Origin of the sequence: Pseudomonas sp. Q1-7 (assembly GCF_028010285.1) — a bacterium.
GTDB lineage: Bacteria > Pseudomonadota > Gammaproteobacteria > Pseudomonadales > Pseudomonadaceae > Metapseudomonas.
Genome location: NZ_CP116304.1, coordinates 1,910,833 through 1,931,917 on the forward strand (window position 1 = coordinate 1,910,833; position 21,085 = coordinate 1,931,917).

A 21,085-nucleotide genomic window follows, 5' to 3' on the forward strand; every position below is an offset into this window, starting at 1 on the left:
CATGTCCCTGAAACGCATCATCAGCGTCGGCGCCACGCTGCTCATCCTTGCCCTGGCGGTCACGCTGGTGCGCACGCTCTGGCAGCACTACATGGATTCACCCTGGACCCGCGATGGCCGGGTGCGTGCCGACGTGATCAATATCGCTCCCGATGTGGCCGGGCTGGTCACCGAGGTCAGGGTGCGGGACAACCAGCAGGTGGAGGCGGGCGACCTGCTGATGCGCATTGATCCGTCCCACTACGAGGTGGCGGTGAAACAGGCCGAAGCCCTGGTGGCAGCACGCAAGGCGGCGCTGGACATGCGCCGGGTCAACGCCGAACGCCGTGCCGCCATGGACGACCTGGTGGTCTCCCGGGAGAGCCGCGAGGACGCTGGTCATCTCGCCGCCGCCGCCGCTGCCGACTACCAGCAGGCGCTGGCCGCCCTGGACGCGGCGAAGCTCGACCTGGCGCGCACCGCGGTCCGCGCACCGGTATCCGGGCACATCACCAACCTGAACCTGTACAAGGGCGACTACGCCCAGCGTGGCGAAGCCAGCATGGCCCTGGTGGATGACCGCTCCTTCTACGTCAACGGCTATTTCGAGGAGACCCGCCTGCCAGCTATCAGGGTGGGTGATCCCGCCGAATTGCGTCTGATGAGTGGCGCGCGTATCCGAGGCCATGTGGACAGCATCGCCCGGGGCATCTACGACCGCGACAACCCGCAAAGCCGCGAGCTGATTGCCGACGTCAATCCCACCTTCAACTGGGTGCGCCTGGCCCAGCGGGTACCGGTGCGCATTCACCTGGACGAGGTGCCGGAGGGCGTGCTGCTGGCCGCCGGCATGACCTGCACCGTGGTGATTGGCGAGCGGGGCGGGGCGCCGGAAACCTCCGGCTTTATCAATGGATTGTTGTTTGCACAGTAAAGAGTCCTTGTTTCATCCGGCGCTGTTTCGACAGTGACCCCCTCAATAAAATGATCCCGCCTCCCACGACGAGGCGCTTGCTGCCGTTAACGGCACCGCCAGGTGCTGCGCTGTACCTTCGACCCGTTCGTGGAGAGCGGGTCGAAGTTTCAACTTCCAAGCACTCGGAAAACTATCCAATGAAAACTTTTGCCTTGCTGGCATTGGCCGGCATGTCTGCCTTCGCCTTGGCTGAAGAAACCGTGGAGACCGCCAATACCGTCGAACCCGTGGTCGAGCACTACACCTATGGCATGGAACTGGATATCGCCAAGGTGCTTTCGCGCAGCGACATCCCCGATGCCTGCGGAGTAGTGCCGGCCTTCATGCTCTACGAAGACCACCAGGGCAAGGTTCACCGTCTGGAATATAGGGTGTTCGGCCAGGGTTGCAGTAACGGCTGAGCACCGCGCACACCGATGGTGCAGCTTAGCGCCCGGGCTGGGTAGGAAAGTCTGTTTGCCGCCTCGTCTTGCCGCGCTGCGAGAGTGCGGATATTTTCATTAAAATCTTCACGATACAGCCCCGGACCCTCTCCAACATGCCCGAAACCCGACCCTCCCTGACCCTCACCCTGCTGCAGGCCCGCGAAGCGGCCATGAGCTTCTTCCGTCCCCTGCTCAACCAGCACGACCTGACCGAACAGCAGTGGCGGGTGATTCGCCTCCTGCGCCAGCACGGCGAGCTGGAGAGCTATCAACTGGCCGACCTGGCCTGCATTCTCAAGCCGAGCATGACCGGCGTGCTGGCGCGCCTGGAGCGCGACGGCATGGTAGTGCGGCGCAAGGCCCCGCAGGACCAGCGCCGCGTGCTGGTGAACCTCACCGAAAAAGGCCAGCAATGCTTCGTCTCCATGAGCTCGGGCATGGAAGCCAATTACCAGAAGATCCAAGAGCAGTTCGGCGAAGCCAAGCTCAAGCAACTGTTCGACCTGCTCAACGAGCTGAAGCAGATCAAGCCCTGATCCTTTTGTTGGGCCGCGCCGCGCTCATACGGAACGCCGCCCGCCCGAGCTCTATGCGCCCTGTGGCAGGGCCGGCTTGTCGTAGGAGCGAATTCATTCGCGAAGGACAGCGCAGCTGTCCGTTATCCCAGCGGCACAGTTCGGCCCTTCGGTCCGTTTCGCGAATGAATTTGCTCCTACCGCATGTCGCTTGCACCAACGGATACTCCATGAAAAGTGCAATCGAGACTGCGTAACGTCCATTCTGAGGTCACGCCCCCCCATCCCATAATCGCCCTGCACCCACCTGGGTCCCCGCCTGCGGCAGTGGCCTGGTCCAGTCACCAGGACCGCTTCGGCCCAACGGCGTCGCCTCTAACAATAAGCAGGGCTCCGACATGAAAAAGCCAAACCCTCTCCTTGAAGACCTGAAGGCCATCCTGCCTGCCATCGCCGCCAATGCTGCAAAGGCCGAGCAGTTGCGCCAGGTCCCTGACGAGAACATTGCCATGCTCAAGGGCATTGGCCTGCACCGCGCGCTGCAGCCGAAGCAATACGGGGGCATGGAAATCTCCCTGCCCGAGTTCGCCGAGTGCGTGGTCGCCCTGGCCGGTGCCTGTGCCAGCACCGCCTGGGCCTTCAGCCTGCTGTGCACCCATAGCCACCAGTTGGCGATGTTCCCCGCGCAACTTCAGGACGAGGTCTGGGGCGAGAATTCCGACGCCACCGCCAGCAGCTCGATCGCGCCTTTCGGCAAAGTCGAGGAAGTAGAGGGCGGTGTACGCTTCAACGGCGAGATGGGCTGGAGCAGCGGCAGCGACCACGCCGAGTGGGCCATAGTCGGCTGCCGCCGGAAGAATGCCGAGGGCGAACTCATCTACTGCTTCGCCGTGCTGCCCCGTCGCGACTACGAGATCCGTGACGACTGGTTCGCCGCCGGCATGAAGGGCAGCGGCACCAAGACCTTGGTGATCAAGGACGCCTTCGTGCCCAACCACCGCATCCAGGCGGCCAAGGACATGATGGAAGGTAAGTCCGCCGGCTTTGGCCTCTACCCGGACAGCAAGATCTTCTACGCACCGTACCGCCCGTACTTCGCCAGTGGCTTCTCCGCCATCAGCCTGGGTATCGCCGAGCGCATGCTGGAAGTCTTCAAGGAGAAGACGAAGAACCGGGTGCGCGCCTACACCGGTGTCAGCGTCGGCACCGCCACTCCGGCGCTGATGCGTCTGGCCGAATCCACCCACCAGGTGGCAGCCGCCCGTGCCTTCCTGGAGAAGACCTGGCAGGAGCACGCCGAGCATGGCGAGCGCCACCAGTACCCGAGCCGCGAGACCCTGGCCTTCTGGCGCACCAACCAGGCCTACGCAGTGAAGATGTGCATCCAGGCGGTGGACCGCCTGTTCGAGGCTGCCGGCGGTACCGCCTGGTTCGAGAGCAACGAGATGCAGCGCCTGTTCCGCGATTCCCACATGACCGGCGCCCACGCCTACACCGACTACGACGTCTGCGCGCAGATCCTCGGTCGCGAGCTGATGGGGTTGGAGCCCGATCCGTCGATGGTCTGAGCCGCTGCTCACCATCTCCACCTGCGTGCCACGTGTTCGAACAATCGCGCGGTCACCCCATGAGGTGGCCGCCAGGAGCTGCGCCATGTCCTCCCATGAAAACCTCTTCGATTCCCGTGCCTTCCGCCGCGCCCTGGGCAATTTCGCCACCGGCGTCACCATCGTCACCGCCACCGCGCCTGATGGCACGCGGGCCGGCGTCACTGCCAACAGTTTCAACTCGGTGTCCCTGGAGCCGCCGCTGATCCTCTGGAGCCTCGACAAGCGCTCCAGCAGCCTGGAGGTCTTCCAGCAGGCCAGCCATTTCGCGGTGAACGTCCTCGCTGCCGACCAGATCGACCTGTCCAACCGGTTCGCCCGCCCACGCGACGACAAGTTTGCGGGCGTCGATGTCGAGATGGGCATCGGTGGCGCGCCACTGTTCCCCGACTGCGCGGCGCGCTTCCAGTGCGAGCTGCACCAGCAGCTAGAGGGTGGCGATCACGTCATCCTTATTGGCAGGGTGCTGGCCTTCGACGATCTCGGTCGCTCGCCGCTGCTTTATCACCAGGGCGCCTACTCCATGGTTCTGCCGCATACCCGCATGACGCCGAAGAGCGAAGGCCAGCCCGCCTCCAGCGCCTTTCAGGGGCGCCTGTCGCACAACCTCTATTACCTGATGACCCAGGCAGTACGGGGCTATCAGGCCGATTATCAACCGAAGCAGCTTTCCACCGGACTGCGCACCAGCGAGGCACGCATGCTGATGGTCCTGGAGAACGATGCCGGCCTCGACCTGTGCGACCTGCAGCGGGAAGTGGCGATGCCGCGACGCGAGATCGAGGAGGCGGTGGCCATCCTCAAGCGCAAGGGCCTGGTGGCCGACGCCGGCGAGCGCTATGTGCTGACCCCGGCGGGGGCGGATCAGGCCGAGGCGCTCTGGCGCATTGCCCGTGAACAGCAGGACAAGGTCTTCGCCCAGTTCAACGAAGAGCAGGTGGAGACCTTCAAGCAGATGCTCAAGGCGGTGATCGCCCTGGGTTGATCGAGCCGGAATGAAAAAATGGCGCCCCATGTGGGCGCCATTTTCATGTTTGGGAAGGATGACCCTGTGGGAGCGAATTCATTCGCGAATGGATTCGCACACAGCATGGGTTTCGCTCCGCTCTACCCATCCTACAAAGCTGGCCGTGCAGGAGGTGGGCGTTGGCACTTCTCCGCCGGCGCGAGTCACCCCTCTCCTTTCGGGAGAGGGGCCGGGGGTGAGGGAGGTTTGTGGCCGCTCGGTGCTGAGGTGGATGGCACAAAAAAGCCGGCTACCCGAGCCGGCTTACTTGATATGGGGTAATCAATACACTCCACCCCCGCTCACCGGCGCCTGCGTGCCCTTGAACGCCCCCGCCAGGCTCTGCAGCCCGCGCATCAGCACCGTGGTATCCACGCCGACGGCGACGAAGGCCGCGCCCAGTGAGAGGTAGCGGCGCGCCAGGGCCTGGTCGGCGGAGAGGATGCCGGCGGCCTTGCCCGCATTGCGGATGCGGAGGATGGCGTCTTCGATGGCCTCCTGTACTTCAGGGTGGCCCGGGTTGCCGCGATGGCCCATGGCAGCGGACAGGTCGGCGGGGCCAATGAACACGCCGTCGACACCTTCCACGGCCGCGATCACCTCCAGATTGGCCAGGCCTTCGAGGTTCTCGATCTGTACCAGCAGGCACATCTGCTCGTCGGCGTTATCCAGGTAGCCGGGGATGCTGTTCCAGTGCGAGGCGCGGGCCAGGGCGCTGCCGACGCCACGTATGCCGAAGGGTGGGTAGCGCATGGCGCGCACCAGTTCGGCGGCCTGCTCGGCGGATTCCACCATGGGCACCAGCAGGGTTTGGGCGCCGATATCGAGCAACTGCTTGATCAGCACCGCGTCGCCAATGGGCGGACGGATGATCGGCTGGGCGGGGTAGGGCGCGACGGCCTGGAGCTGGCCGAGCAGCGTGCGCAGGTCATTGGGCGCGTGCTCGCCATCCAGCAGCAGCCAGTCGAAACCGGCGTTGGCCGCCAGCTCGGCGCAGTAGGCATCGGCCAGGCCGAGCCAGAGGCCGATCTGCGGGGTATCGGACTTGAGGCGTTGTTTGAAGTGGTTGATCGGCAGGTCCATGGAGGGCTCCTTGCAGGGCGCGGGTCTGTAGGAGCCAGCTCTGTTGGCGAATCAGAAGCTTCGCGAGCAGAGCGCGCTCCGACGTGGTTGCAGTCCGTCAGACGAAGCGGCAGGCGATGGAGCCCAACTGGTCGTAGTCGACATGGAAGGTATCGCCGGGTTTCGCGGCCACCGGGCGGGTGAAGGAGCCGCCGAGGATGATCTGCCCTGCTTCGAGGGTGACGTCGTAGGGCGCCAGCTTGTTGGCCAGCCAGGCCACGCCCTTGGCCGGGTGGTTGAGCACCGCCGCGGAGACGCCGGACTCCTCGATCACGCCGTTGCGGTAGAGGATGGCCGGCACGCGGCGCAGGTCGATCTCGGTGGGGCGCACGGCGCGCCCGCCCATCACCACGCCAGCGTTGGCGGCGTTGTCGGAAATGGTGTCGAAGACCTTGCGGGTGACCTGGGTGTCCGGGTCCACCTGGTGGATGCGCGCGTCGATGATTTCCAGTGCCGGGATCACCCATTCGGTGGCCTCCAGCACGTCGAAGACGGTGCAGTTCGGCCCGCGCAGGGGTTTGCCGAGGATGAAGGCTAACTCCACCTCCACGCGCGGCACGATAAAGCGCTTGAAGGGAATGTCGCTGCCTTCCTCGAAGAACATGTCGTCCAGCAGCGCGCCGTAGTCCGGTTCGGTGATGTTGGATGAGACCTGCATGGCGCGGGAGGTGAGGCCGATCTTGTGGCCCACCAGCTTGCGACCGTCGCGGATCTTCTGCGCCACCCAGGCGCGCTGGATGGCATAGGCGTCGTCGATGCTGATGGACGGATGGTCCAGGGAAAACTGGCGCACCTGCTCGCGGGAGCGCTCGGCGGCGTCGAGGCGGGCGGCGGCTTGCTGGATGATGCTGGCGTCAAGCATGGAAACCTCAGGAATTCTGGGTGAACAGGGGATGCAGGCTGCTGTGCTTGGCGTCGTAGACCTGGCCGGGGCTTTCGTCGATCTGCAGGGTGACGCCGATGGGTCGTTGTTCCAGCAGTGCGTCCAGATGGCGTCTCAGCACGGCCAGCAGGTTGTCGCCCACCTGCTTGTGCACGGTCGGGCTGCGTCCGGCGCCCATGCGCAGGTTGGCGTAGAGAAAGCCGTAGTCACCCTTGCCGTCAGCCACGGCGGCATGGGCCGCCGGGTAGGCCAGCACGCGGGTGCCGCCGGTGGGGAACACCTGGCGGTCGGCTTCGTCGCGCTGTTCCAGCATGCAGTCGGCCAGGGCGCGGCACAGGCCGCCGATGTCCGCCTCGCGTTCGAGGTCGGGGCTGTAAAGCAGGACCAGATGGGGCATGGCGCGGCTCCTTACAGGCGGCTGGTGGAAGCCACGCCGGCCGGGTTCGAGGCCTGGGCGGCGGGGATGGCCGAGCCATCCTGCGGAGTGACCGGGAAGATGGCGTTGATCTGGCCGGTGCCGGAAGAGCCGAAGTAGGGGGTGACGACTTCGGCCCTGCCGTCGTACTTCGACCAGCCCAGGGCGCCCAACAGCATCGCGGTGTCGTGCATGAAGCCTTCGCCGTGGCCCTTCACCGCGTACTCCGGGAGCATGGCGCAGAAGTCTTCCCAGTCACCGTCCTCCCACATCTGCACCACGCGATGGTCGAGCGTCTCCAGGAAGGGGCTCCAGACGCGGGTGGCGAAGTCCGGCGCCTGGCCGTTCTGGGCGAAGCGATGGGACAGCGAGCCGCTGGCGAAGAAGGCGACGGTGCCGTCGTAGTGCTCTTCCACCGCCTTGCGCATGGCCCAGCCGAGGCGGGCGCTGTCGTTCAGGTAGTGGGAGGTGCACAGCGCCGAGACGGAAATCACCTTGAAGTGCTGGTCGACGTTCATGTAGCGCATGGGCACCAGGGTGCCGTACTCCGGACCGAGGGACGTGGCGTCGTGGGCCATGGTTTCCACGCCCAGGCGATTGCATGCCTCAGCCAGCAGGCGGCCCAGCTCCGGGTTGCCGGGAAACTCATACTCCATGTTGCTGATGAAGTGCGGCAGCTCGTTGCTGGTGTACAAGCCCTTGAAGTGCGGTGCGCAGTTGATGTGGTAGTTGGCATTGACCAGCCAGTGGGTGTCGAACACGACGATGGTGTCCACGTTCAGCTCGCGGCAACGACGACTGATTTCCAGGTGCCCGTCGATGGCGGCCTGGCGGAAGCCCTGGCGCGGGCCCGGCAGCTCTGACAGGTACATGGACGGGACGTGAGTGATCTTGGCGGCGAGAGCGACAGTGCCCATGACATTGACTCCTGATCGTTATTGTTCGGTCGGTTGCACGCCGGCACGGGAGGGGAACGCACGCCCCTCCATTATTCAGCCGTTATCTCACACACCCCAGCGCGGGATGTGATGGCTGCCCATGGAAATGCATACGTTCTTGATCTCGGCGAAGACCTCGAAGCTGTACTCACCGCCTTCACGGCCGGTGCCCGAGCCCTTCACACCGCCGAACGGCTGGCGCAGGTCGCGCACGTTCTGGCTGTTGATGAACACCATGCCGGCCTCGATGCCGCGGGCCAGGCGGTGGGCCTTGCCGATGTCCTGGGTCCAGATGTACGAGGCCAGGCCGTATTCGGTGTCGTTGGCCAGACGCAGGGCTTCGGCTTCGTCCTTGAACGTCATCAGGCAGACCACCGGGCCGAAGATTTCTTCCTGGGCGATGCGCATGCGGTTATCCACATCGGCGAACACCGTGGGCTGGATGAACTGGCCGCGAGAGAGGTGCGCCGGAAGACCCGTCGGGCGCTCCAGGCCGCCGGCCAGCAGGGTGGCGCCTTCCTCGATGCCGATGCGGATGTAGCCGGTGACCTTGTCGTAGTGGGCCTGGGTGATCATCGAGCCGACCTGGGTCTTCGGGTCTTGCGGGTCGCCGACGATCAGGCGCTTGGCGCGGGCGGCGAACTCGGCGACGAAGCGGTCGTACACCGATTCCTGGATGAAGATCCGCGAGCCGGCGGTGCAGCGCTCGCCGTTCAGGGAAAAAATGGTGAACAGCGCGGCGTCGAGGGCGCGGTCGAGATCGGCGTCGTCGAAGATCAGCACCGGCGACTTGCCGCCCAGTTCCATGGAGTACTTCTTCAGGCCAGCGGTCTGCATGATCTTGCGCCCGGTGGCGGTACCGCCGGTGAAGGAGATGGCGCGCACGTCCGGGTGGCGGACCAGGGCGTCACCGGCGGTGGCGCCATAGCCCTGCACCACGTTCAGCACGCCTTTCGGAATGCCGGCTTCCAGGGCCAGGCGGCCCAGTTCGTTCGCGGTCAGCGGCGACAGCTCGCTCATCTTCAGCACCGCGGTGTTGCCCAGTGCCAGGCAGGGCGCGGTCTTCCAGGTGGCGGTCATGAAGGGCACGTTCCACGGCGACACCAGGCCGCACACACCCACCGGCTGGTAGAGGGTGTAGTTGAGCATCTGGTCGTCCACCGGGTAGCTGTGGCCATCCATGCGGGTGCAGACCTCGGCGAAGAACTCGAAGTTGTGCGAGGCGCGGGGGATCAGCACGTTCTTCGTCTGGTGGATCGGCAGGCCGGTGTCCAGGGTCTCCAGCTCGGCCAGGTGCGGCACGTTCTGGTCGATCAGCTCACCCAGCTTGCGCATCAGCCGGGCGCGCTCCTTGGCCGGGGTGTTGGCCCACTTGGGGAAGGCCTCCTTGGCGGCGGCCACGGCGGCAGCGATTTCCTCGGCGCCGCCGCTGGCGACTTCACCGATGGCGTCCATGGTGGCCGGATTGTAGTTGACGAAAACCTCTTTGCTCTCGACTTCCTGGCCGTTGATCCAGTGCTTGATCATGTTGCTCATGCCTCTTGTGGCTTGCGGGCGAAGCCCTTGCTTTCGAAGAACTCGGCTTCGCTGACGATGCGGTTGACCAGGCGGCCGACGCCTTCCACTTCCACCACCACCTCATCGCCCGGTACCACGTCGGCCAGGCCCTCCGGCGTGCCAGTGGCGATCATGTCGCCCGGCTGCAGGGTCATGAAGCTGGAGAAGTATTCGATCAGGTAGGGGATGTCGAAGATCATGTCGGCGGTGGTGCCTTCCTGCTTCAGCTCGCCATTCACCCAGGTGCGCAGTGTGAGATTCGAGGGGTTGGCCACGTCGCCAGCGTCGACCATCCAGGGACCGACCGGGGTGGTGCAGTCGCGGTTCTTCACCCGCAGGTTGGGCCGGTAGTAATTCTCCAGGTAGTCGCGGATGGCGTAGTCGTTGCAGACGGTGTAGCCGGCCAGGTAGGTGAAGGCGTCCTCGCGCTTGACGTTGCGCGCCGGCTTGCCGATTACCGCCACCAGCTCGCACTCGTAATGCATGTAGGCGACGTTGTCGGGGCGCCAGGTGACCTGGTTGTGGCCGGTGTAGGTGCCCGGCGACTTGATGAAGGCCAGCGGCTCGGTGGGCGCCTTGAAAGCCAGCTCGGCGGCGTGGTCGGCGTAGTTCAGGCCCAGGGCGAACATGCTGCCGGTGGCCGGCGGCAGCCACTCGACCTGGTCTTCCGCCAGCAGGCGGCCATCGGCGAGGCGGACGGCGTTATCGGCTTCCACGGTCACGGCGTGTACTTCGCCCTGGTATTGGATGCGTGCGTGTTTCATCTTGGGCTCCTTATTCCGCGACCAGGGTGTTGGCGAGACGGCCGAGGCCGGTGATTTCCACCTCCACGACATCGCCCGGCTGTACGTCGACGCGGCCTTCCGGGGTGCCGGTGATCAGCACATCGCCCTCGTGCAGGGTCATGAATTCACTGATTTCTTCGATCAGCTGCGGAATGCGGCGCACCAGGTTGGCGGTGCTGTTTTCCTGGCGCAGCTGGCCGTTGACGAAGAGCTTGAGGCTGAGGGCGTGCGGGTCCTGCACGTCGGCGGCGGGGACGAGTACCGGGCCGATGGGGCAGAAGCCGTCGCGGCACTTGGCTTTAACCGCCGGGCGGTAGTAGCTCTCTTCCGGCAGGCTGAATTCGTTGACGATCACATAGCCGGCCACATGGCTCAGGGCATCTTCGGCGCGCACGCGGCTGGCACTCCGGCCTATCACCACACCCAGCGCCGGGCCCGGCTGCAGGCGCTCGACGCCTTGCGGATAGACCACCGGCTGGCCGTTGCGATTGCGGGTGTTCGGGGTCTTGATGAACAGCACCGGCTTGACCGGCGGCTTCTGGTAGGGCTGCTGCTGGAATTCCTCCAGGCGGCTCTCCAGCAAGCCCCGGTAGTTAAGCGCAACGCCGAACAGGGTGCCGGTGGCGACGTGGTCGAGGGCAGGGCGCATGGTCGTCTCCTGTGGAAAAAGCGGGTGAGCCGTGACGGACTATCACCCGTAAACGAGGGTTTCGTTAATATGTTAACGTTATATTTAACATGTTAATGAACGTCAAGCCTTGCGCCTTCGCCTTTCGTCATCGAAGGTGGGAGATGTCAGCGGAGAAAGGTCGCCATGTCAGAGCGCCAGCCCATTCCCAACATCAACATCGGCCAGGTCTACGACCAGCGCTACGCCGATGCCGAGGTGCATTACGAAGCCCTGGGCAAGCTGGCGGATTTCTTCGGTCGCAACATGCCGGTGCATCGCCATGACCGGTTCTTCCAGGTGCACTACGTGAAGAGCGGGGCGGTGCGGGTCTATCTGGATGACCAGCAATACCGCCAGGAAGGTCCGCTGTTCTTCCTGACCCCACCGACCATCCCTCACGCCTTCGTCACCGAGCAGGACGCCGATGGCCATGTGCTCACCGTGCGCCAGCAACTGGTCTGGCCACTGCTGGAGGCGGAGCAGGGCCTGGCGGACGGCCCGCAGATTGCGCCGGTATGTGTGGCCTTCGCGGAACTGGGGGAGGAATACCGCGAGGAGGTCCAGCGCCTGGACCTGCTGTTCGGCCAACTGCGCGCCGAGTTCGCTGCCGACCGCCCCGGACGCGAGGCGGCGCTTTCGGCCCTGACCCGGCTGATCTTCATCAGCTTGCTGCGGCTGTCGGCCCGCTCGCTCAAGGCACAACCGGCGCGCCACGAGGACCTGCAGGTGTTTCACCGCTTCAACGGGTTGATCGAGGCGCACTACCGGGAGCATTGGCCCCTGGCGCAATACGCCGGGCAGATGGGGGTGACCGAGGCGCGCCTCAACGATATCTGCCGACGCATCGCCGACCTGCCGTCCAAACGCCTGATCCATGACCGTGTGATGCAGGAGGCCAAGCGCCTGCTGTTGTTTACCGGCAGTTCGTCCAACGAGATCTGCTACCTGCTGGGGTTCAAGGACCCGGCCTACTTCAGCCGTTTCTTCGCGCGCAACGCCGGCATGTCGCCGGGCGAGTACCGCCAGCGCAGGTCAGGGGACAAGGAAGAGGCCTGGCGCTGAGCCCGTCTGCGGGGCGGTCGATGGGTTTCGCTTCGCTCTACGCCATCCTACGGTCGGAACCTGTCTGCCGGGAAAGGGGCATCGTAGGTTGGGTAGAGGAACGAAACCCAACGAAGCCGCGTTACCCTGGCCAGTTGCGGCGCGGAAATTGATGGGTTTTGCTTCGCTCTACGCCATCCTACGGTTGGAGCCTGTCTGCCGGGGTGAGCTCATTGCGGCTGTGGTGCGGCAGCAGGACGCGGTTACCACAGCGCCAGGGTATAGCCGAGGATGATGCGATTCTCGTCGATGTCCTGGGTCAGTCCGTCGCCAGAGCGGAAGGTGACATTGCGCAGGCGGATGTTGAAACCGCGCAGGCTGCCGCTCTGCACCACGTAGGCGAGGTCGGTGTCGCGCTCCCACTCGCGGCCGTTGCGTACCGCGCCCTGTTCCACGCCGTCGCCGCTGACATAGCGGGTCATGAAGCTCAGCCCCGGAATTCCCAGGCGGGCGAAGTCGTAGTCGTAGCGCAGTTGCCAGGAATCCTCCTCGGGCTTCGTGAAGGTGTTGTAGGTCACCAGGTTGACCACGAAGGGATCGCCGCCGGTGAGGAAGGGGAAAGTGCTGTCGCCGGACAGCCGCTGCCAGGCCACGGAGAAGCGCTGGGCGCCGGCGGTGAGGCTGAGCATGCCGTTGAAGTTGCGGTTGTCGACGCGCCCGGCCTTGGCCGAGCCGGCGTCCTGGCTGTCGAAGTAGCGCAGGTCGCTCTTCAGGCTGAGTCCCTCGCCCAGGGGCAGGGTGTGCACCAGCCCGGCGAAGTGCTGGCGATAGATGTCCTGCAGTTCCGACGTGTAGGCGGTCAGGGCAAGTGCAGGTGTTGGCGTCCAGGTGCCGCCGGCGAAGTCGAAGTGGTCGCTGGTCTGCCCGGCGTAGCCGATATCGTCGCGGCTGGACGAGTCGCGCAGATTGGTTTCGGTCAGGCGGCCGGCATTCAGGGTGAGGCCGTCGAACTCCTGGCTGGTGAGCATGCCGCCGCTGAAGGTCGAGGGCAGCAGGCGCGTGTCGTTGTACAGCGCGATCGGCAGGGTCGGCTGCAGGGTGCCTAGGCGCAAGGTGCTCTTTGAGGCGCGCAGCTTGGCGGTCAGGCCCAGTTCGCTGTAGTCGTCCACCGGATCTTTCGTCGCGGGGTCGAAGGGCAGCAGGCCGGTTCCGCGGCGGTCACGGCTGGAATCCAGCTTTACGCCCAGCTCTCCCAGGGCATCCAGGCCGAGGCCGACGGTGCCTTCGGTGAAGCCCGATTCGAAACGGGTAATGAAGCCTTGCCCCCATTCGGCCGCCTTGGACTGCGGCGCGCCTTCCTGGCGGAAATCGCGGTTGATGTAGACGTTGCGCAGTTCGAGGCTGGCCTTGCTGTCGCCGACGAAGTCGGCGCTGGCCTGGGTACTGCTGAGGAGCGCGAGGAAGGCGAGGGTGGGGCGGGACGGATGGGGCCGGGTCATTGTTCTTGTCTCCAGTTGGCCATTCGAGGGGCCAATGGCCGCCGGGGCGGGCATTGGTGGAGCGGATTGATAACAGTTGATTAGCATATTAACAATCAGCTTTTTGTGTATACCTGCCAGATCGTTTTCCCGGTCGTCGCGTGGTTCAGCATTTTCAACAAGATCAAGTTATTGAATTAATTGATTTTTATTTGAAATTTGCGAAATTTTTCTGCATGAGCCATCACTTGTCCGTGGTTGACAGACGTGTTTGAAAGATTAATGTGTTAACGAGATCTTGAACCTGTTAACGAGATCACCGCCGCCGATGCTCCCTTTCCGGCTTGGCAGGCGCACACGAGTACAAGAACAACGAGGCTCACCCCCATGAAGATGTCCAAGCTCGCCGTCCTCTTCGCTGCCGCCTACACGTCCGCTGCGGCCCTCGCGGATACCACCTACACGCTGAAGGTCGCGCACTTCCTACCCGCCAACTCCAATGCCCAGCGCAACATCATCGAACCCTGGTGCCAGCAACTCTCCGCCGAATCCGCCGGTCGTTTGAAATGCCAGCTCTACCCCTCCATGCAACTGGGCGGCACCCCGGCCAAGCTGGCCGACATGGCGCGCAACGGGGTTGCCGATATCGTCTGGACCGCACCGGCCTATTCAGCGGGCAAGTTCCCGCGCATCGAAGCCATGGAGCTACCCTTCATGCTGCCGGCGGGGGCCAAGGCGAGTAATCCGATCATCTGGCAGTACTACGAGCAGTACGCCAGGGACGACTTCAAGGGCTTCAAGGTGCTCTCCGTCCACGGCGATGGCGGCATGGACATCCACACCCGCGGCAAAGGTGTCGCGACCCTGGAGGACCTGAAGAACCTCAAGCTGCGCGCTTCCAGCCGTACCGCTGCCAAGCTGGTGGAGGCCCTGGGCGCGACTCCGGTGAGCATGCCCCCGGCGCAGATGACTGAGTCCATCTCCAAGGGGGTGGTGGACGGCGCGCTGGCGTCGTGGGAAGTGGTGCCGCCGACCAAGCTGGATGAAGTCACCGACCACCATTCCTCGATTCCTGCCGGACAGTCGGCGTTTTCCTACACCGTGCTCGCCATGCTGATGAACCCGCGCAAGTTCGACAGCCTGCCGCAAGACTTGCGCGCCATCATCGATCGCAACAGCGGCCCGGCCCTCAACGACCGCTTCGCCAGCGCCTGGGACAGCTTCCTCGACAACGCCCGCGACGCCACTCCGGCGGAGCAGATGGTCCCCATCGGCGAGCCGGCCTATGCGGCGATGCGCCAGGCCGCCGCGCCGGTGGCCGATGCCTGGGCTGCCGCCGCCACCGACAACGGGCTCGATGGCAAGGCGCTGCTGGAAGGCGCCCGCACGCTCTCGACCAAGGCCCGGTGATCGTCCATGAACGAGTCCCTGTCCTTCGACGCCGCCCCCGCCGAGGGGGCCGGCCTGATCAGCCGCGCGCTGCTGCGCATCGCCCAGGGGTTCGCCCTGGGTGGCGGTTTCATCCTGCTGGCGCTGGTGGCCATGTCCCTGGTTTCCATCATCGGCCGCAAGCTGTTCGCCACACCCATCCAGGGTGATATCGAGCTGATGGAGATCGGCGCGGCAGTGGCCATCGCCGCCTTCCTGCCGTTGTGCGAACTGCGCGGCCAGCACATCAAGGTGGACGCCTTCACCCTCAAGCTGCCATCGCGTGTCCAGGTTTGGCTGGACGCCTTCGCCCACCTGCTGTGCCTGCTGGCGGCGTTGCTGCTGGCCTGGCGCACTGGCCTGCAGGTGTTGGAGAGCCACGAGTACGGCGAAGTGTCCACCCTGCTCTCGGTACCGCTATGGATGCCCCTGCTGGGCATAGTGCCGAGCCTGCTGTTGCTGGCAGTTACCGCTGGCGCACGCACCCTTCATTGCCTCTATCGGGAGCAACGTCCATGAGCGGTTTGAGTCTTGGTCTGCTGGCGCTGGCCGCCACCTTCACCCTGCTGGTGCTGCGCGTGCACATCGGCCTGACCATGATGGTGGGTGGCGCCCTGTGCTTCCTCGCGGTGAATGATGGCGACCTCTCCGCGCTGCTCTTCAGCCTCAACAACCTGGCCTGGTCGCGACTGTCCAACTACGACCTGGCGGTGATTCCGCTGTTCGTGCTGATGGGCCAGTTCGCTACCCACGGCGGCCTGTCCAAGGCCATCTTCCGTTGCGCGGCGGCTTTTGTCGGCCACTTGCGCGGCGGCCTCGGCATGTCCGCCATCGGAGCCTGCGCCGGCTTCGGCGCCATCTGCGGTTCTTCCCTGGCCACTTCGGCCACCATGAGCCAGGTGGCGCTGCCGGAGCTACGCCGGCACAGGTATTCCGGGCGCCTGGCCACCGCCACTGTGGCCGCGGGCGGCACCCTGGGCATCCTCATCCCGCCATCGGTGCCGTTGATCATCTACGCGGTGCTGACCCAGGAATCCATCGCCAAGCTGTTCGTCGCCGCCGTGATGCCGGGCCTGTTGGCGGCGTTGGGCTACCTCGTCGTGGTGCGCCTGATGGTGGCGCGCGAGGCGCAAGGTCACAGCTACAGCGTGCCGGCCAGCGCCGCCGAGCGCTTCAAGTCCTTCCTCCAGGTGCTGCCGGTGCTGGGCGTGTTCCTGGTGGTGATAGTCGGCATCTACGGCGGCTGGGCGAACCCCACCGAGGCAGCCTCCATCGGTGCGGCGGCCTGCGGCCTGCTGGCGGTGTTCCAGGGTGGCATGCGCACGGAGGGCCTGCGCCAGAGCCTGCTGGGCACTGCCGAGACCACGGCGATGATCTTCCTCGTGCTGCTGGGCGCCGACCTGCTCAACTCCGGCCTGGCCCTGACCCAGATGCCCACCGAGCTGGCCGAGTGGGTCAAGCAGAGCGGCCTGGCGCCCATGCTCGTGCTCTGCGCCATCCTGCTGCTGTACCTGCTGCTGGGCTGCGTGATGGATTCCCTGGCGATGATCCTGCTGACCATCCCGATCTTCTATCCGGTGGTCATGGGCCTGGATTTCTACGGCATGACCGAGGTGCAGAAGTCCATCTGGTTCGGCATCCTCGCGCTGATGGTGGTGGAGATCGGCCTGATCCACCCGCCGCTCGGCATGAACCTGTTCATCGTCAACAAGGTGGCACGGGACGTGCCCTACCTGGAGACGGCCAAGGGCGTGCTGCCGTTCCTCGCCTCCGACCTGCTGCGCATCATCCTGCTGGTGGCCTTCCCCGGCATTTGCCTGGGGCTCCTTGGCCTCTGACCCTTCGCGAGCCGCGATCCGGCCCACCTTCGTCCTGCCGGTGTGGAACTCTCAAATGACGCGGTCGCTTTCGTCGGTCGGCAGTGGATTGATCGTCCTGCCGGCCGCACTCGTCGCCGTTGCGCCCCCTGTCCATAGACATGTACCTGCCCACCTTCGCACGGAACCTCGCCGCGAGGGATGCCCGGTGCGAACCATGGACAATGTCCGTGTTGCGACAACTGAGGGTAGAAGGAAGGTATCGTGACTATGGGGATTTAGTGTGTAGAGATCGAGCCTGTCGCCTTGACTGAAGACCTTTAGCTGCATGCAGCTTTTCTACTCGATACTTAATGGCGCATCGCGCCGAATTCTCAACTCTCGCCAGACTCATCACCTGATAACGAGCCATGCGTTTTCGGAATGGATTCTTACGCCTGGCCGAAGCCAATCCTTGGTAAGAGGACGAAGTGACAGATGCTATGAGGTACGTAAAGAGATTCAGTTCGTGTCGTCGAGTTGCTACGGGCTTTCATTTTGCTGAACGCTGAAGTTAGACATAGATGCAAGTGAGGAACTGCACGTAGGATTGCGTGGATACGCCAAGCTAGGCTCTTGTATAAGGAAGTTTCCTACATTATTCCGAGAAATGGCTTAATCATTCGAGTGGTCTATTTAAATTCTTTGGTTATATAAAATAAGGGTGGTTGCGAGGCTAAAGAAATTGGTCGTGAGTTGTTCGTACTTTTTGCTCTGAGGTAATGTCCCAGGGGCGGTCGGACATCTCCGTGGTGTATTTGCCTGCCCGTCGCTCGGTTACGCAATATGTGCGATAACGAGTGTCGGATGCTGATTCTTGTTTTCTCACTTAGGTGTGTATATGTGCAAACTACTACGAAAAATCCGATTATTCTTGGGCAAGGAAAGTTGCGCCGACACTCTCTCAGTGGCGGTATCGTCGTGGGGCTAAAGGTCGGCGAAGTTGATGGTGTTGCAAAAGGACGGTCTCTATTCATGGTTTCGGGAGAGCGGCTCTGTCGCGTGGGCGCAACTCAAAGAATAATTTTATATAAATTAGGTCGGCGTGCCTTTCTTTTGGGGCGTGCACGGGAATAGGCGAGTATTGTTTGTGTGGGGCGCTTTAGTCTATCTACTTAGTGATGGGTAAGTTGGAAGGGGTGGATCGCTCGGGCAATATGTTTGAAGTTTAGAGTGGTGTGTGGAAGGTCTAATGTTTCAGAGGGTTTCTGCGCGTATTTGACGATGCTTCGAGGGGGCTGGTTTTATTGCTAGGTGAGATATATTTATTCGGTTGACTGGATTGTGAGTTTATGTTTTTAGTGTTTGGGTATTAATCTGGCGTATTTTAAGGGGGGTTGCCTCCTGGGCTTTTGGGGAGGCAAAGGCGATGATTGGATTTCTTCTTTTGCTATTCGAAGATGATTGTCGGTTGTCGCATTATCATTGTGGATTTCGTTAAGAAGGAGAAGGTATGAGGGAGTTGACTTATTTTGAATTGGAACTGGTTGGGGGCTGGAAATGCTACCGATACAGTTAACACCACAGTAACGACATCTGGCGCTGGGTATGCGGCAGGACGCGTTATTGCTTCGGCGGTTGGAGGGGCAGTTAATGGAAGTCGGGCTGGCTTGTATGGGGCAGCAGTAGGTGCCGTCATTGGTGCGGCAGCGGGTGTGTATGATTGGTATAACAGTGCTCCTGATGGAAGCGATTATGGTGATGGTGCTGGATATTAATCTATGAAGAATAGCCAGGTGGTGATTGCCGCCTGGATTTAATTGAGGAGGGATGAATAGGTGAGGTTTTTCTCAAGGAAGGCGTTTGATCAAGGGCTTTGGTTTGTTGTTTTTTATGTTTTGGTTGTTCTAACTTTGGCAAGCGTTCTTTCGACTGTGTATTTTGCTGTTTTGGGGGAGGGTGGTAAGAGGAATGAGAGCTTTATTTCCGCTTTGGTCGGCATGGTTTTGGTTTTGTTGCTAAAGGTTGGGCGAAAAAGCCTATAAAGGATGGTCTGAAATTGCCACGTGTTCCTGGCTGACTTCACGCCCGCCGATTTTTGAAAGCGGCCAATTGATCAAAAACACTCAGATCATCAGGGTTTCCCTAAGTGGTAGCGCCGGGCGCAGACGATTGTGACGGGTGCCCTGAAGCGTTCGACGAGACTCCTACGAGTATTCGCCAATGGTGTCATACCGAAGAGCGTCTAGATATAGAGCGCCATCACGCGGGTCTGCAGGAGATCCGGCGCCAGACCTTGTAGCAGGATGTTGGTGCCCGCGCTGCAGTTGATTACGGTGAAGCGGTGCAACGCTTGGCGGACTGTATCGGCAATGGCTCCAACTTAGCCAAGGCAATCATCGTCGCTTCGTTCCGGCCGACGATCCCGAACTCACCGCCGAAGTCTGGTGCGCCGCGGTGGCAATGGCTTTCGACGGCGAGATCGTTGTGGGCGAAGACGGAATGGAGATCGGCCTTGGTCGATGAACGACTTTCCGCAAGGCGACGCGACCCACGTCGGATACCGACTCTGGCCGCGTTGTGTTTACCAGCTTTTCCCAGGCCTGCGCTGTCTTCCGACAGCCGGCTTCAGGCCACCGCGTAGTAGTGCTTCACGAAGCTCTCGCTGAGCACTTCCCAGAGCACCGGAGTGCCCTTGTTTACGAACCAGGTGTCGCCAGTCTTGAACACCTGGCTGTGGCCGGTGGATTCGTCGGTCAGGCGCAGTTCGCCGCTGACTACGGTGGCTTGTTCGCTGAAGGGGTAGACCATGCGGAACTTGCCCCGGGTGGTGCCGAAGTAGGCCGCGCTGACCGGGTCGGTGGGGGCGCCGGCGGTCATCTTGCCGAAGGCGCGGACCTCGCCTTCGAGGATTTCCGAGCCGAGATCGGCGACCGTGCCCCAGGCGTCCAGTTCGTCGAGGGTGATGCCGTGCTTGATGGGCGTGAGGGCCATGGATAGTGCTCCTGTGCGATTGAACCTGTTGGGTGGTGAGCGTGGCTAGCGTCGGCCGTTCCAGTAGCCGGACACCTGATGCCAGGTCTTGCCGGCGCTGAGCAGCAAGGGGCGGACCTGGTCCTTGCCGTGGACGCGGATGCGTTTCACCGAGCTGATCAGGTCGTAGCGGGCGGAGCCTTCGCTCATGCCCTCGGCCAGTACCTTGCAGATGATGTGGCTGGGCGTGACGCCGAAGCCCGAATAGCCCTGGACGAAGAAGGCATTGGGGCGACCGGGCAGGGTGCCGATCTGCGGGAATAGGTTGGGGCTGCAGGCCATGGGGCCGCCCCAGGCGAGGTCGATCTTCACGTTTTCCAGGTAGGGGAAGATCTTCAGCATCAGCGCACGGTTCCAGGCCTTGAGATCGCCCGGAATGTGTTCGATGAAGGGGGTGGCGGAACCGAACAGCAGGCGGTTTTCGTTGGTTACCCGGTAGTAGTCGATGACCGGGCGGATGTCGCTGTAGGCACCGCGAATCGGACTGATGCGCTGGATCAGCTCTTCCGGCAGCGGCTCGGTCATCATCTGGAAGGCATAGGTGTTGATGGTGGACTTGTGCAGTTCGGGTTCCAGCTTGTTGAGGAAGCTGTCACAGGCCCAGAGCAGCTTGCTCGCCCGGACCGAACCCTTGGCGGTGCGCACGGTGATGCGCTCGCCATAGCTCACGTCCAGCGCCGGGCTGTACTCGAATATCTTCACGCCATGGCTGGCCAGCGCCTTGGCCTCGCCGAGCAGCAGGTTGAGGGAATGCACGTGTCCGCCACCCATGTGCAGCAGGGCGCTTGAGTAGGCGTCGGAGCCGATGATCTGGCGCACTTCCGATCCATCCAGGTAGCGGATTTCGTGCCTGGAATTGAGCGATTTGAACTCCTTCTCCCAGGCCCGCAGGGTCTTTGCCTGGCGCGCGTTGAAGCCCATGTAGCCGTATCCATGGCAGAAGTCGGCGTCGATGCCGTACTTCTGGATGCGGCCCTTGATGATGTCGGCACCCAGGTCGCTGATCTCGAAGATCGAGCGCAGTCCGTCCTCGCCGACGTCCTTGCGGATCTTGTTCAGGTCATGGCCGATGCCCGCCATGATCTGCCCACCGTTGCGCCCGGTTCCTCCGAAGCCCAGGTAGCGCGCTTCCAGCACCACGATGTCGGTGATGCCTTTTTCGGCCAGTTCAAGGGCCGTGTTGATGCCGGAGAAGCCGCCGCCGATGACGACGACGTCGGCTTCCAGGTCCTGCTCCAGGGAGGGGAAGGACAGGTCGTACTTTCGGGTCGCGGTGTAGTAGGTGGGGGTCTCGATAGTGATCATGACGGCAGCCTGGAACCGGGTGGCAAGGGGCGGCGGATGCCGCGCGAATGACCTATTAGGGGCCCGCGCGGTGCTACCTGTCTTGACCCAGGCTGCCGGGGTTCTTGTCCGGGACTGACAAGCCTT

At 63.0% G+C, this 21,085-nt stretch carries 19 protein-coding genes; 9 read left to right on the top strand and 10 right to left on the bottom strand.

Annotated features, from left to right (window positions below):
* Position 1: 1 nt before the first annotated feature.
* From PJW05_RS08895 to PJW05_RS08915, 5 genes are all read left to right on the top strand, one after another.
* Positions 2-913, top strand: a complete 912-nt coding sequence (locus PJW05_RS08895; protein WP_271411347.1) for an efflux RND transporter periplasmic adaptor subunit — start codon at positions 2-4, stop codon at positions 911-913.
* Between the two features lie 179 nt (positions 914-1,092).
* Entirely contained in the window at positions 1,093-1,356 is a 264-nt protein-coding gene (locus tag PJW05_RS08900; RefSeq protein ID WP_271411348.1) for a DUF2790 domain-containing protein, read from the top strand.
* A gap of 137 nt (positions 1,357-1,493) precedes the next feature.
* On the top strand, positions 1,494-1,916 hold the full coding sequence (hpaR, locus tag PJW05_RS08905; protein WP_271411349.1) for a homoprotocatechuate degradation operon regulator HpaR: 423 nt from the start codon (positions 1,494-1,496) through the stop codon (positions 1,914-1,916).
* A gap of 377 nt (positions 1,917-2,293) precedes the next feature.
* On the top strand, positions 2,294-3,463 hold the full coding sequence (locus PJW05_RS08910; RefSeq protein ID WP_271411350.1) for a p-hydroxyphenylacetate 3-hydroxylase oxygenase component: 1,170 nt from the start codon (positions 2,294-2,296) through the stop codon (positions 3,461-3,463).
* Between the two features lie 85 nt (positions 3,464-3,548).
* Entirely contained in the window at positions 3,549-4,487 is a 939-nt protein-coding gene (locus PJW05_RS08915) for a p-hydroxyphenylacetate 3-hydroxylase reductase component (RefSeq protein WP_271411351.1), read from the top strand.
* Between the two features lie 303 nt (positions 4,488-4,790).
* Here the strand turns inward: PJW05_RS08915 and hpaI are convergent, their stop codons facing one another.
* From hpaI to PJW05_RS08950, 7 genes are all read right to left on the bottom strand, one after another.
* Complete coding sequence (gene hpaI, locus PJW05_RS08920; RefSeq protein ID WP_271411352.1) at positions 4,791-5,591, bottom strand: 4-hydroxy-2-oxoheptanedioate aldolase; 801 nt, start codon at positions 5,589-5,591, stop codon at positions 4,791-4,793.
* 97 nt (positions 5,592-5,688) lie between these two features.
* A complete protein-coding gene (gene hpaH, locus PJW05_RS08925; protein ID WP_271411353.1) occupies positions 5,689-6,492 on the bottom strand; it encodes a 2-oxo-hept-4-ene-1,7-dioate hydratase in 804 nt (267 codons plus the stop codon).
* A 7-nt stretch (positions 6,493-6,499) separates the two neighbouring features.
* Positions 6,500-6,910 carry a 5-carboxymethyl-2-hydroxymuconate isomerase gene (locus tag PJW05_RS08930; protein WP_271411354.1) on the bottom strand — a complete coding sequence of 137 codons (411 nt, stop codon included), beginning with the start codon at positions 6,908-6,910 and terminating at the stop codon, positions 6,500-6,502.
* 11 nt (positions 6,911-6,921) lie between these two features.
* Positions 6,922-7,845, bottom strand: coding sequence for a 3,4-dihydroxyphenylacetate 2,3-dioxygenase (gene hpaD / locus PJW05_RS08935; RefSeq protein ID WP_271411355.1), 924 nt, complete (start codon positions 7,843-7,845; stop codon positions 6,922-6,924).
* A gap of 87 nt (positions 7,846-7,932) precedes the next feature.
* Positions 7,933-9,393: a 5-carboxymethyl-2-hydroxymuconate semialdehyde dehydrogenase gene (gene hpaE / locus PJW05_RS08940; RefSeq protein WP_271412193.1), complete on the bottom strand. Its 1,461-nt coding sequence runs from the start codon at positions 9,391-9,393 to the stop codon at positions 7,933-7,935.
* A gap of 5 nt (positions 9,394-9,398) precedes the next feature.
* Positions 9,399-10,187 (bottom strand): fumarylacetoacetate hydrolase family protein, encoded by a 789-nt coding sequence (locus PJW05_RS08945; RefSeq protein ID WP_271411356.1) that lies wholly within the window; start codon positions 10,185-10,187, stop codon positions 9,399-9,401.
* 10 nt (positions 10,188-10,197) lie between these two features.
* Positions 10,198-10,857 (bottom strand): fumarylacetoacetate hydrolase family protein, encoded by a 660-nt coding sequence (locus PJW05_RS08950; RefSeq protein WP_271411357.1) that lies wholly within the window; start codon positions 10,855-10,857, stop codon positions 10,198-10,200.
* 165 nt (positions 10,858-11,022) lie between these two features.
* Here PJW05_RS08950 and hpaA point away from each other — a divergent pair, with 165 nt between their 5' ends.
* The gene (gene hpaA / locus PJW05_RS08955; RefSeq protein WP_271411358.1) at positions 11,023-11,940 is read left to right on the top strand and encodes a 4-hydroxyphenylacetate catabolism regulatory protein HpaA; all 918 of its coding nucleotides are present in this window, start codon (positions 11,023-11,025) and stop codon (positions 11,938-11,940) included.
* A gap of 242 nt (positions 11,941-12,182) precedes the next feature.
* Here the strand turns inward: hpaA and PJW05_RS08960 are convergent, their stop codons facing one another.
* Entirely contained in the window at positions 12,183-13,418 is a 1,236-nt protein-coding gene (locus tag PJW05_RS08960) for an OprD family porin (protein WP_271411359.1), read from the bottom strand.
* A gap of 366 nt (positions 13,419-13,784) precedes the next feature.
* Here PJW05_RS08960 and PJW05_RS08965 point away from each other — a divergent pair, with 366 nt between their 5' ends.
* The 3 genes from PJW05_RS08965 to PJW05_RS08975 are packed head-to-tail and all read left to right on the top strand — an operon-like array spanning position 13,785 to position 16,663.
* Positions 13,785-14,807 (top strand): TRAP transporter substrate-binding protein, encoded by a 1,023-nt coding sequence (locus PJW05_RS08965; protein ID WP_271411360.1) that lies wholly within the window; start codon positions 13,785-13,787, stop codon positions 14,805-14,807.
* Positions 14,808-14,813: 6 nt separating this feature from the next.
* A complete protein-coding gene (locus tag PJW05_RS08970) occupies positions 14,814-15,344 on the top strand; it encodes a TRAP transporter small permease (RefSeq protein ID WP_271411361.1) in 531 nt (176 codons plus the stop codon).
* The gene (locus PJW05_RS08975; RefSeq protein WP_271411362.1) at positions 15,341-16,663 is read left to right on the top strand and encodes a TRAP transporter large permease; all 1,323 of its coding nucleotides are present in this window, start codon (positions 15,341-15,343) and stop codon (positions 16,661-16,663) included. The genes PJW05_RS08970 and PJW05_RS08975 overlap by 4 nt, the downstream gene beginning before the upstream one ends.
* A 2,586-nt stretch (positions 16,664-19,249) precedes the next feature.
* On the opposite strand, the gene PJW05_RS08980 is transcribed toward PJW05_RS08975, so the two are convergent.
* Positions 19,250-19,615: a cupin domain-containing protein gene (locus PJW05_RS08980; RefSeq protein ID WP_271411363.1), complete on the bottom strand. Its 366-nt coding sequence runs from the start codon at positions 19,613-19,615 to the stop codon at positions 19,250-19,252.
* Positions 19,616-19,660: 45 nt separating this feature from the next.
* Positions 19,661-20,959 (bottom strand): NAD(P)/FAD-dependent oxidoreductase, encoded by a 1,299-nt coding sequence (locus PJW05_RS08985; protein ID WP_271411364.1) that lies wholly within the window; start codon positions 20,957-20,959, stop codon positions 19,661-19,663.
* Positions 20,960-21,085: the final 126 nt, after the last annotated feature.